Annotated in this window: 10 protein-coding genes; 2 read left to right on the forward strand and 8 right to left on the reverse strand. The window is 73.8% G+C overall.

The features are described 5' to 3' along the window. The first annotated feature begins 23 nt into the window (after window positions 1–23). Window positions 24–968 (forward strand): UDP-glucuronic acid decarboxylase family protein, encoded by a 945-nt coding sequence (locus B9O00_RS23200; protein WP_085125124.1) that lies wholly within the window; start codon window positions 24–26, stop codon window positions 966–968. Between the two features lie 19 nt (window positions 969–987). Here B9O00_RS23200 and B9O00_RS23205 read toward each other — a convergent pair whose 3' ends face one another. The 8 genes from B9O00_RS23205 to asnB form a co-directional block, all read right to left on the reverse strand. Beyond that, window positions 988–2,430: an O-antigen ligase family protein gene (locus tag B9O00_RS23205; protein ID WP_085125125.1), complete on the reverse strand. Its 1,443-nt coding sequence runs from the start codon at window positions 2,428–2,430 to the stop codon at window positions 988–990. Between the two features lie 121 nt (window positions 2,431–2,551). Next, complete coding sequence (locus B9O00_RS23210; protein ID WP_085125126.1) at window positions 2,552–3,799, reverse strand: glycosyltransferase family 4 protein; 1,248 nt, start codon at window positions 3,797–3,799, stop codon at window positions 2,552–2,554. Continuing rightward, window positions 3,796–4,839, reverse strand: coding sequence for a glycosyltransferase family 4 protein (locus B9O00_RS23215; RefSeq protein ID WP_085125127.1), 1,044 nt, complete (start codon window positions 4,837–4,839; stop codon window positions 3,796–3,798). Before B9O00_RS23215 ends, B9O00_RS23210 begins: the two co-directional genes overlap by 4 nt. Beyond that, the gene (locus B9O00_RS23220; RefSeq protein WP_143596330.1) at window positions 4,836–6,020 is read right to left on the reverse strand and encodes a glycosyltransferase family 9 protein; all 1,185 of its coding nucleotides are present in this window, start codon (window positions 6,018–6,020) and stop codon (window positions 4,836–4,838) included. Before B9O00_RS23220 ends, B9O00_RS23215 begins: the two co-directional genes overlap by 4 nt. Then, on the reverse strand, window positions 6,017–7,255 hold the full coding sequence (locus tag B9O00_RS23225; protein WP_085125129.1) for a glycosyltransferase family 4 protein: 1,239 nt from the start codon (window positions 7,253–7,255) through the stop codon (window positions 6,017–6,019). Before B9O00_RS23225 ends, B9O00_RS23220 begins: the two co-directional genes overlap by 4 nt. 41 nt (window positions 7,256–7,296) lie before the next feature. After that, a complete protein-coding gene (locus tag B9O00_RS23230; RefSeq protein WP_085125130.1) occupies window positions 7,297–8,061 on the reverse strand; it encodes a class I SAM-dependent methyltransferase in 765 nt (254 codons plus the stop codon). 78 nt (window positions 8,062–8,139) lie between these two features. Next, the gene (locus B9O00_RS23235) at window positions 8,140–9,231 is read right to left on the reverse strand and encodes a glycosyltransferase family 4 protein (protein WP_085125131.1); all 1,092 of its coding nucleotides are present in this window, start codon (window positions 9,229–9,231) and stop codon (window positions 8,140–8,142) included. Window positions 9,232–9,340: 109 nt separating this feature from the next. Further along, a complete protein-coding gene (gene asnB / locus B9O00_RS23240) occupies window positions 9,341–11,128 on the reverse strand; it encodes an asparagine synthase (glutamine-hydrolyzing) (protein WP_085125132.1) in 1,788 nt (595 codons plus the stop codon). Between the two features lie 239 nt (window positions 11,129–11,367). Here asnB and B9O00_RS23245 point away from each other — a divergent pair, with 239 nt between their 5' ends. After that, entirely contained in the window at window positions 11,368–12,123 is a 756-nt protein-coding gene (locus tag B9O00_RS23245; protein ID WP_085125133.1) for a class I SAM-dependent methyltransferase, read from the forward strand. Window positions 12,124–12,126 lie beyond the last annotated feature (3 nt).

The raw sequence follows: 12,126 nt of genomic DNA on the forward strand, positions 1-12,126 counted from the left end.
CGAGGGAAGGCGGGGGCAGGGGCATGCTGAGACGGAAGGTTCTGGTCACCGGCGGAGCCGGGTTCCTTGGCTCGCACCTCTGCGAGCGCCTGTTGCAGGACGGCTGCGACGTGATCTGCGTCGACAACTTCTTCACCGGCCGCAAGGAGAACATCGCCCACCTGATGGGCAATCCCTACTTCGAGATGCTGCGTCACGACGTGACCTTCCCGCTCTATCTCGAGGTCGAGGAGATCTACAACCTGGCCTGCCCGGCCTCGCCGGTGCACTACCAGTTCGATCCCGTGCAGACGACCAAGACCTCGGTGCACGGCGCGATCAACATGCTGGGCCTGGCGCGCCGCACCAAGGCGAAGATCTTCCAGGCCTCGACCTCGGAGGTCTACGGCGACCCGGAGATCCATCCGCAGACCGAGGACTACCGCGGCAACGTCAATCCGATCGGGCCGCGCGCCTGCTACGACGAGGGCAAGCGCTGCGCCGAGACGCTGTTCTTCGACTATTACCGCCAGCACCGCCTCAATATCCGCGTCGCCCGGATCTTCAACACCTACGGCCCGCGCATGCATCCCAACGACGGGCGGGTGGTCTCGAACTTCATCGTCCAGGCGCTCAAGGGCGAGCCGATCACGATCTACGGCGACGGCAGCCAGACCCGCTCCTTCTGCTACGTCGACGACCTGATCGAGGCCTTCCTCAGGCTGATGGCCGCGCCCGACGAGGTCACCGGCCCGATCAACCTCGGCAATCCCGCCGAGTTCACGATCCGCGAGCTGGCCGAGAAGGTCATCGCCATGACCGGCGGTGGCTCCCAGCTGATCTTCAAGCCGCTGCCCGAGGACGATCCCAAGCAGCGCCAGCCGAACATCGCCCAGGCCCGCGACCGCCTCGGCTGGGCGCCCTCCGTGCCGCTCGACGAGGGCCTGGAGCGGACCATCGCCTATTTCCGCAGGTTGCTCGACTCCTGAGGCCCGCCGCCGCCGCGCGTCAGCGCGGGCGGTGCTGGGACGGTCGCAGCGGGCCCTGATCGCGCAGCAGCACCGGCTGGCGGCGCAGCGAGGCCAGGAAGGGGTGCTGCGGGGCGCCCTGCGGGGCTGCCGCCGACGCGGTCAGGTAGGGCAGCTTGAGCAGCAGGCCGGCGAAGACCCAGAAGTAGACGTTGACCGGGTCGAGATCGAGCGCCCAGGACTTGCCGCCGGTGACGCCGACCAGCGTCAGGAACCCCAGCATCGCCGCGGCGCCCGAGCGCGTCGGCTGGCCGGCGCACAGGCGGAAGCGGCGGAAGCAGGCGACCAGCAGGGTCGCGAACATGACCAGCATGACCATCAGGCCGGGCACGCCGAACTCGATGATCGTCTTGGCGAAGTAGTTCTCCGAGACCGGCAGCTGCACCGATTCCGGCACGACGTGGCGTGCCGGGATCGAGGCCATGCCGGTGCCGAGGCCGAGCGGATACTTGCCGGCCATGGTGAAGATATCGGCGACCGCGACGTTCTCGCCGTAGACGCCGGCGAGGTGGCTGACGCCGCTGAACAGCTTGAGCAGGTCCAGGCCGGCCATGTCGAGCACGAAGAGCGCCAGCGGCGGGGCGAACAGCAGGCCGGCCATCAGGCCGGACAGGCGGCCGTCGAGCAGCAGGATCAGCATGACCAGCAGCGGCAGGAAGACGAACATCGAGCGCGAGCCGGACAGCAGCGAGGCGGCGATCACGGTGTAGAAGCCGACCTTGCCGAGCAGGCGCCAGAAGCGCGCGGGATCGCTGAAGGCGACCGCGTAGCTCGGCACGATCATCGACAGGGTGAACCAGCCGTACTGCGCCGGGAAGGTGAAGGTCGAGTTGATCCGGTAGAAGGTGCCGCCGTAGTCGAAGCGCGCGAAGCCCTGGGTCGCCGGCTCGGCGGCGGCGCCGTAGATGGCCTTCATCGTGGTGACGTAACCGAACACGCCGCTCAGGCCCCAGCACAGCAGGCCGAAGGCGCAGGCCGGCACCCCGACCAGCAGCATGATGCGCATCAGGCGGACGTGGTCGCGGTAGTCGTCGCTGAAGCCCGCCGCCACGAACATCAGCGGGATGTACATCAGCGTCACCTTGATGCCGATGATCGCCACCGGCAGCGAGTAGAGGCCCGGATTGGCCGACTGGGCGACGACGATGAAGGCGAAGAGAGCGATCGCCAGGGTCACCGGCGGCGGCACCGGCGCCCGGTCGAGCGCGGCCCGGCCCTGCAGGAAGAAGGCGAGCATGCAGGGAATCGCGAAGAACAGATCCTTGAACAGCAGCGGGTAGGCCGCCGGGTAGAGCTGCAGCGACACCATGCCGGCGTAGGGCACGTAGACCAGCAGGCCCGTGAAGCCCCAACGCCAGCGCAGGGCGCAGAACAGCACCAGCGGCAGGGCCAGCAGGCCGGCGAGCAGGAGCAGCGGTTGCATGGCTTCGGGTGATGCCTAGGACGGAGCCAACCTAGAGCAGTTCTTCCGGCGTGGGAATCACCTGGGGCTTTTCCTGCCCCGGTTCCATGGCCCGTTTCGACGCGCGCAGGGCCCGCCGGGCTCAGCGGCCGGTCAGGTCGAGCGGCTCCGCGCCGGCGGGCAGCGCCCCGGCGAGCAGCTCGCGATAGAGCCAGCCGAGGCGGCGGGCGTGGTCTGCCCAGCCGAAGGCCTCGGCGCGCCGCCGGGCCGCCGGCCGCAGCGCGGCGAGCCCGGCGCGGTCGGCGGCCAGCGCGCGCAGGGCCGCGGCCAGCGCGTCGGGATCGCCGGACGGCACCACGCGGCCCTCGAGCCCGTCGCGCACCACCGAGCGGCAGCCCTCCGTCAGCAGGCAGGGCAGGCCGCAGGCCAGGGCCTCGAGCACGGCCATCGGGCCGCCCTCGATCGGCGAGCTCAGGACGAAGAGGTCGGCGCCGCCGAGCAGCCCGGTCAGGCGGTCGTGGCCGAGCACGCCGAGCGCCGTCACGCCCGGCGGCGCGTCCGCCAGCAGGCGCTCGGCGAGCGGATCGCCGGTCGGGCCGACCAGCAGCAGCTCGCCGTCCGGCAACGCGGCCCGGCGCCAGGCCTCGAGCAGCAGCGGCGTGCCCTTGTCGAGGCTCGGGCGTCCGACCGAGACGACGCGCAGGCCGGCCCCGCCCGCCGTTCCGGCTCCACCCGCGCCGGTCGCCGGGCGGAAGCGCTCCAGGTCGACGCCGAGCGGCAGCAGCACCATGCGTCCGCGCGGCACGCCGTGGGCGGCCAGGAATTCGACGACCTGCGGCGCCTGCACGACGATGCGGTCGGCGAGCTCGAGCTCGGCACGCATGCGCGAGGAGGGCTCGGCCGGGCGCGCCGGCTGGCCGAGCCGCTCCGCTTCGGCCGCCAGCAGCGCCTCGCGCCAGGGCGGCGCCGTGACCTCCAGCAGGGTCGCCGCACCCCGTTTCCGGGCGACCGCGAGGGAATCGCGGCAGGAATTGACCGCGCCGTGGAACAGCGCGCCGGCCGGCAGGTGCCGGGCCAGCCAGCGCGCCGCCAGGCGGTCGTGCAGCGCGTCGCCGAGCAGCGGCGAGCCCTGCAGCCGGTACGCCAGCTCCGGCAGCGGGCCCGAGACCGAGACCACGACGCGGTCGTCGAGGCCGGGCTGGCGCCGCCGCGCCAGCGTCGCGGCGAGCCCGGGCCGGCGCGCCAGCCAGCGCCAGGGCCAGCGGTCCGGCCGGTAGTAGAGGCCGGTCAGGAAGCGCGTCTCCAGCCCGGCCAGCTGGGCCGCCAGCGGCAGGCGGTAGACGAAGCCCTGGCGTGCCGGATGGCTGACGACGACCTGCGGCGCGGTCATCGCGGGATCGCTCCGGCCCGCCCGCGTCCGGCGAGGGCGGCGGCGAAGATCGCCTCGTAGCGGTCGGTCACGGCGGCGGCGGTGAACCGGGCGAGATGGCCGGGCGCCGCCGCCCGCAGGGCCTCCTGGCGAGCCGGATCGGCGAGCAGGCCGGCCAAGGTCGCGGCCAGGGCGGCGCCGTCGTTGTTCGGGAAGGTCAGGCCCGCCGATCCGATCGCCTCGGCCAGCCCGCCGGCGGCCGAGCCGACGACGACGCAGCCGCAGGCCAGCCCCTCCAGGGCAACGATGCCGAAGGGCTCGGCCCAGCGTGACGGCACGACCAGGATTCGGCAGCGGTTGAGCTGCTCGACCAGGGCCGCGTCGCGGTGGGCGCCGGCGAAGACGACGCGCCCGGCCAGGCCGAGCGCCTCGATGCGGACCCGCAGCGCCGGTTCCTCCGGCCCGCTGCCGACGACCAGGAGGCGCGGGCTGCCGGGCAGCCCGGCCAGGGCCTCGATCAGCAGGTCGCAGCCCTTGTCGGAGACCAGCCGGCCGGCGAAGCCCAGCTCGAACTCCCGCGTCGCGCCGGGCAGCGGCCGGAACAGCGAGTCGCGGTAGGGGTTGGGCACGACGACCGAGGCGACCGGCAGGTCGGCGGCGACCGGCCGGCTGATCGCGATGTTGGTGGCGTGGCGGACCGCCAGCAGCTTCAGCCACTTGGCCGGGCGTGGCGGCGCCGCCTTGGGATAGAGCTCGCCCTGGTGGGTGATGACCCAGGGCCGTCGCAGCGCCAGCAGCGGCCAGCCGTAGCGCAGGGAGATGTTGTTGTGCCAGACCAGCTCGGCCCGGCGCACCAGTGCGACCAGCTCGGCGGCGCCCGGCCGGCGCACCACCGGATAGGCGAAGCGCCGGGCGTCGTCGCAGTCCGGCCCGGGCGCCGTGCCGGTGAGCAGCGTGATCTCGTGGCCGCGCGCCGCCAGCTCGCCGGCGATCGTTTGGCTGGCGACCTCGAGGCCGCCGATCGAGGGGTGGAAGTGGAAGGAGCTGACCAGGATCCTCACGGTGCGGCTCCCTCGCCGGCGGCCGCGGGACGCGCCAGCGCGCGCGCGGCTTCCGCGACCGTCCCGACCGCGAGATCGTCGAGGCAGGGCGGCGTCTCGCCTCGCCGCTCCGGCGGCAGCAGCCGGCAGACGGAGGCGAAGCAGGGCACGCAGGGCAGGTCGGTTCTGAGCACGCGGTTGCGGCGCCCGGCGTCGCCGGCGTAGCCGAAGGCCCACCAGGCGGTCGGCCCGAACAGCCCGAGGGTCGCCTGGCCCAGGGCCGCCGCGGCGTGCAGCAGGCCGGTGTCGTTGCCGACGACGAGGGCCGCCTGCGACAGGACGGCCAGCGAGCGGCGCAGCGTCAGCTCGCCGGCGGCGAAGCGCAGCGGCGCCGACGCGAAGGCTGGTGCCAGCGTCCGCTCGGCCGGCCCGCCGAGCACCACGACCGGGCGGCCGTCCTCGGCCAGCGCCTCGGCCAGCTCGGCATAGCGGCCGGCCGGCCAGAGCTTGATCGGATCGGTGCCGCAGGGCAGCAGCACCGCCGGTCCGGCGGCCACGACCGGCGCGCTCAGCCAGGCCTCGGCCTCGGCCCGCTCGGCGTCGGTGACGCGCAGCAGCGGCGGCTCGGCCGGCAACGCCGGCTGGCCGAGGAAGCCGCGCAGCAGGTCGTGGAACAGCTCGTTGAGGTGGCGCCCGACGTTGCGGCCGGCCAGGGGATGGTCGCCGACGTAGAGCGGCACCGGGTGGCTCAGCCGGAAGCCGAAGCCGCGGCCGTTGACGTCGTGGCCGGCGCGCCAGCGCGCCGGCACGCCGCCGGCCAGCAGCAGGGTCGGCAGGTCGTTGTGCAGGAACAGCAGCAGGTCGACGCCGGGGGCCGTCGCCTCGGCCAGCTGCCGCCGGCAGGCCCGGAAGGCGGCGAGGTCGCGGCCGAAGGGCCGGGGCTCGACGACCGCCAGCCTGTCGATCGCCGGATGGTGCGCCAGCAGCGGCGCTGCCGCGGCGCCGGTGACGAAGACGATCTCCGCCTCGGGCCAGCGGCGCCGGACGCTCTGCGCCAGCCCGGTCGCGACGACGACGTCGCCGAGGCCGCCGAAGCGGACGATGGCGACGCGCCGGGGCGTCGCCTGCGGCTGCGGGCCCGGCCGGCGGACGCGCAACAGCGCCAGCAGCGCCAGCACCAGGCCGCTGAGCCGGCGCCTCACGACGCCTCTCCCCGCGGCCCGAGGCCGAGGGCGGCCCGCAGGCCGGCGACGTCGGCCTCGAAGTCCCAGGCCGAGACGCGTGCGAGGGCCTGGCGGCCCAGCGCGGCGGCCCGCTCCGGGTCGGCCAGCACCTGCTCCAGCGCGCCGCGCAGCGCGGCGATGTCGCCGACCGGGAAGACGACGCCCGTCTCGGGCCGGCCGCGGCGGGGCGAGATCAGGTCGTGGGCGGCCGCGACCTGGTCGCTGGCGATCACCGCCGTGCCGGCGTTCATCGCCTCGTTGACGACCAGGCCCCAGGGCTCGTGCTCGCTCGGCAGCACGAAGACCTCGGCCAGCTCGTAGAAGGCCGGCAGCTCGGCCTGGTTGCGGAAGCCGAGGAAGCGCACCGACCCGGCGGCGCCCGCTTCGGCGACCCGTGCCTCCAGCGTCGCGCGCAGCTCGCCGTCGCCGACGATCAGCAGCAGCGGCCGCCGCGCCGCCGCCGCCCCGCCGAGCCCGAGGAAGGCCTCCAGCAGGTCGCCGGCGCGCTTGCGCGCCATCAGCTTCGAGGCATAGAGCACGACCGGCCGGTCGGGCGGCAGCCCGAGCTCCTGCCGGAACGCGTCGCGCCGTGCCGCCGCGGCCCCGGCCAGCGCCTGGAAGCGGGCATTGTCGACCGCGTAGGGCATGTCGAAGATCCGCTCCTCGGCGACGCCGAGCGCGCGCCAGTAGGCGCGGTTCAGGCTGCCGATCGCCAGGTAGCGGTCGACCAGCGGCCTGAGGCCGGCGAAGAAGCCGGCGCGCAGCAGCCGCTTGGCGCCGCCGCGCCGGGTCGAGATCGCCGTCGCCTCGTCACGCAGCAGGGTGGTCAGGCCGAGCGCCCGGGCGGCGAGCAGCGACCAGACGTGGAACGGCCGGGCGTAGCCGTGCACCCAGAGCGCCTGGAAGCCGCCCCGCCTGAGCCGTCGCGCCAGGCCATGGCTCCAGGGCCGCAGGATGCCGAGGTCGCGGCGCTCGCCCAGGCAGGGCAGGAACTCGTGGCGATAGCCCTCGAGCAGCGGCACGTCCCACGTCACCTCGCGGCCGAAGCCGGGGTCCCGGAACGCGCCGAGCGACAGCTCGCTGGCGAAGAAGGCGGTCAGCTCGATGTCGGGCTCACAGGCGATGCGGGCCAGCAGCGGCGCCTGGTACTGGATCGGGTGGGTGACCAGGTAGGCGAGCCTCACGGCCGAGGGTGTCGCGTCGGGTGATCTCACGGCAGGCGATTTCACGGCAGGCGATCTCACGGCAGGCGATCTCACCGGGCGGCCCGGGCCTTGTCGGCGACGGCCAGCAGGTTCTGCGAGAAGACGGCCTGCCGGCCGCTGTCGCCCGTCTCGGCGGCGAGCGCGAGGCGCAGGGCGCCGCGCACCAGCCGCCAGACCAGGGCGCGCAGCGCGCTCTTCAGCCCGTGCACCGCCGGCCGGTCCTCGAAGACCGCGCTGCGCGCGAAGCCGGCGAGGCTGAGCAGCTGCGCGATCGAGCGGGGCGTGAAGGCGGTCTCGTGGGTCAGGTCGTCGTAGCGGATGCGGGCGCCGAACAGCGCCTCGGCGTTCGGCACGTGGATCACGATGCGGCCGCCCGGCGCGAGCGCCCGGGCGGCCTGCTCGAGCAGCGCCAGCCCCTGGTCGAGCGGGAAATGCTCCAGCACGTCGAACAGCACGACGAGGTCGAGCGCGCCGGGCGCCGCCGCCGCCAGGCTCTCCGCCAGGTCGCCCCGGCGGACCCCGGCGATGCCCAGCCGCTCGGCCAGGGCGACCTGCTCGGCCGAGTGGTCGACGCCGGCGAGGTTGCGGTAGCCGGCCTGCCGGGCGACCGCCAGCAGGGCGCCGGCGCCGCAGCCGAGGTCGAGGATCCGGGCCTCGCGGTCGGCCGGGAAGTGCCGGCGCACCAGGCGCTGCAGATAGGCGGCGCGCGGCCCGATCACGGCCGCGCGGTCGGCGGCGCTGCGATCGGTCCGGCCGCCGTCTGCCGAGCTGAGGTAGCTGTCGTAGACCCGACGCTTGAAGCTCTCGCTGGTCACCCGGGCCCCATTCCCGTCACCGCCTGCGCCGTCGTACCCATCGCCTACCTTTCGCAGGCGGTCCGGACGCTGCCAAGCCTAAAGCGATTCGTGGCGGGCGAGATCATCGACCAGATCGCGCACGCGCCCGGCGAAGGCCGGATAGCTGAAGACCTCCAGGCCGTCCGGCCGCTCCTTGGGACGCGCCAGCGCCGTCTCGACCGCAGCGGTGAGGCTGTCGGGATCGTCCGGGTCGGCGAGCAGGCCCAGGCGGCCGTCCGCGACCGCCTCGCGGCTGCCGTCGCGCAGGCTCGCGACCACCGGCACGCCGCAGGCCATCGCCTCCAGCAGCACGATGCCGAAGCCCTCGCCGTGACCGCACAGCACGAAGGCGTCGGCGAGGCGGTAGAGCGACGCCTTGTCGGCCTCGGCGACGAAGCCGGCGAAGACCACGGCCTCGGCGAGCCCGAGGTCTCCGGCCTTCGCCTCCAGGCGCGCGCGGTCCGGTCCGTCGCCGGCGACCAGATAGACGAGATCCGGATGGCGCAGGCGCAGGCGCGGCAGGATCGCCAGCAACTCGTCGACGCCCTTGTAGCGCTCGCCGGCGGCGAGCCGGCCGAGCGTCATGACCACGCGTTTGCCTGCCAGGCCGTAGCGGGCGGCCAGCGCGGCATCCGGCGGCCCCGGGGTGAAGCGCCCGAGGTCGATGCAGTTCGGCAGCAGCCGGCCGCGGTCGCCCGGCAGACCGCTCCAGGCCGAGAGGCGCTCGAGTGTCAGGCGGCTGACCGAGAAGACCGCGTCGAGCCGCGCGACCAGCGCGTTGCTCAGGCTGCGGCCGGTCGGCTGCCAGGCGTCGATGCCGTGGACCACGGCCGCGAGCGGAGCGCGGAAGCGCAGGCGCGCCAGCCAGGCCAGGGGCAGCAGGTGGAGATGCCCGCAGAGGATCGCATCGAAGCGCGGGCAGCAGAGCAGGCAGCGCAGCACCGCGAGCCCGAGCCGGAGCTTCGAGCCGCCGGCGACCATCTCGATGCGCGCCGGCAGCGCCGTCCCGGGCGGCAGCGGATCGCGCTGCAGCACGATCAGCCGCCCGACCGCCGGCCAGTCGGCCAGCGCGGTCAGCAGGTCCCGGTTGAACTTCGCGATGCCGCCGTTGGCGCCGAAGCTCTCGTGCAGGATGACCAGCAGGCGCATGGGGGCGATGCCGCTTTCCCGGTGATCGGCGGCGAATGAGTCGCGCCTCTAATCTTTTGAAATGTATTATATTTCTTGATCGTGATCGAGGGGTGTCGGGCGTTCCCGATCAGTGGAAGTGCGAGTGGACGAAGCGGGCCCAGCCGCGCAGGCCGCGGGCCCGGGCCAGCTTCGCGGCCTCGTCGCCGCCGGCACCGGCCAGCAGCCAGTCGCGGATCGGCACCACGAAGCCGCTCTTCGGGCGTTCGAACAGCTCGGGCGGCAGGGCCCGCGGCGCCCGGCGGGCCAGGCTGCGCTTGTCCGGCGGATCGGGCCGGGTCAGCAGCGGCGCCAGCGCCTGGAGCAGCGGCACGTCGACGAAGGGCACGCGGATCTCGACGGAATGGGCCATGCCCGCCCAGTCGGCATCGCGCAGCAGCTGGCCCTGCATGTACCAGGCGGTCTCCAGCGCACAGACCCGGTGGTGGTCGTTGTCGAGGCCGGCGACCGTGGCCTCCAGCCGCGATTCCAGGGCGAGCGCCCGCCAGCCTTCGCGGACCAGGTCCGGATCGAGGAACTCCGGCAGTTCCCAGGGCATGTAGAGTCCGCGGCGCAGCAGGTAGGCGCCGCCCCAGCTGCCGCCGTACTCCAGCAGGCCGGCCCACTTCGGCGAGGTCAGGTGGCGCAGCAGCGGGGCGCTGACCCGTCGCAGAAGACGTCCGAACGGATGCAGCGGCGCCAGCGGCCTGATCAGCCGTGCCAGGGCGGGCAGCTGCCGGAAGCTGGGATAGCCGCCGAGCAGCTCGTCGCCGCCCAGGCCGGAGAGCGCGACCTTGATGCCGGCGGTATGCGCCGCCTCGGCGACCAGGAAGGTGTTGGCGCCGTCGATCGACGGCTGGTCCATGGCGGCGAGTAGCGCCGGCAGGGTCGCGGTGAAATGGCTGTGCGGCACGACGCGGCTGCGGTGCCGGCAACCGAAGGCCGTGGCGGCGCGCTCGGCGAGCGGCCTCTCGTCCTCCGGACCGCCGGCCAGCTCCTCGAAGCCCAGCGTCACGCTGTAGAGCGCACCGCCGGCGGCCGCGGCGTGGCTGGCCAGGGTCGTCGAGTCGAGGCCGGCCGACAGGAAGACGGCGACCGGCACGTCGGCGACGAGATGGGCGCGCACCGAGTCGTCGAGTGCCGCGGAGGCCTCGATCTCCGGCTTCCGGTGGGCCGACTCGGCGAGCATCCGGCCGAGCGAGAAGAAGGCCTGCGGCGGCCGCACGCCGCCCTCGTCGACCCAGAGGCTGTGACCGGGCTCCAGGGCCTCGACGCCGCGCTGGACGGTGTGCGGGTCGGGCACGTAGCCGAGCAGGAAGAAGCCGACGGTCGCCGCCGGGTTCTCCTCCCGCGGCAGCGCGCCGCCGGCCAGCAGCGCCTTGACCTGGGAGGCGCAGCGGAAGGTGCCGCCCCGGTCCGACCAGTAGAGCGGCTTGATGCCCAGGGGATCGCGTGCCAGCAGCAGGCCGCGGCGCTCGGCATCCCACAGCGCGAAGGCGAACATGCCGCGCAACCGCGGCAGCATCGCGATGCCCTCGCGCCGGTAGAGCGCCAGCAGCACCTCGGTGTCGCTGTCCGAGCGGAAGCGCTCGCCGGCCTGTTCCAGCTCGCGGCGCAGGGCCCTGAAATTGTAGATCTCGCCGTTGAAGACGATGACGTTGCCGTTCGCCGGGTCGTGCATCGGCTGAGCGCCGGCCGCGCTGAGGTCGAGGACCGCGAGGCGACGGTGAGCGAGGGCGAGGCGCCGGTCGGGATCCTGCCACAGCCCCTCGCCGTCGGGTCCGCGCTGCACCATGGCCTCGCGGATCGCCATGGCCTCGGTCCGCTCGGCGGGTGCCGCGCGCTGGTCATGGGCGTAGATCGCGACGATGCCGCACATGCGTCCTTGGGGGGTTCGAGCCTCTGGGTTGCCGCACCGAGCCGGAGCGGTGGCGCAAGCGGTCGGTGCGAAGCTTGCCGGCAAAACTGGCGAAGGTCGAGGCCCGCGAAGCGTATCGTCTGCTGGATCATAGGGGCGAATCGTCCCGGACGAGAAAGCCGCCTGGGCGATTCCATCGGGCCGCCATCTCCTCTAGGCTCGCGGCGGCGGGAAAGTCGGCGGCGAGGCGGGCGAGGGCGGTGAAGAGCGTCGAGGACAGGTTCTATCCTGAACGGGCGGCCGGCGGCTTCAGCCATACCGACGGCACCATCGCCTTCTATGTCCGGGTCGAGGCCCTGCTGCAGCCGGAGATGACCGCGCTCGACTTCGGCGCCGGCCCCGGCCATTCGATCGCCGGCGACCAGATTCCCTGGCGCCGGCGCCTGCGCCAGCTGAAGGGCAAGTGCCGCAGGGCGATCGCCCTCGACGTCGACCCGCGGGTCCAGGACAACCCCTACTTCGACGAGTGTCACACGATCGCGCCCTCGGGGTCGCTGCCGCTGGCCGACGCCAGCGTCGACCTGGTCGTCGCCGACTGCGTCTTCGAGCATCTCGACGATCCGGCGGCGACCGCGGCCGAGCTGGAGCGCGTGCTGAAGCCGGGCGGCTGGCTCTGCGTGCGCACGCCGAACCGCTGGGGCTACATCGGCATCGGCACCAACCTGGTGCCGAACTGCTGGCACGCCCGGGTACTCGGACGGCTGCAGCCGGGCCGCCGGCCGGCGGAGGGCGTCTACCCGACGCGCTACCGCCTCAACACGCGCAGCGCCTTCCGCCGCCATTTCCCGGAAGCCCGCTGGCTGCATGCCATCCACACCATGAACAACGAGCCGGCCTACTTCGGCCGCTCGGTGCTGCTCTGGGGGCTGATGCTGCTGGTCTTCCGGCTGACGCCCGCGGCGCTCGGTGCGACCTGGTACGCCTACTTCCAGAAGCGCCCGGCCGGCGCCGCCTGAGCG

The organism is Tistlia consotensis USBA 355 (assembly GCF_900177295.1).
GTDB lineage: Bacteria > Pseudomonadota > Alphaproteobacteria > Kiloniellales > DSM-21159 > Tistlia > Tistlia consotensis.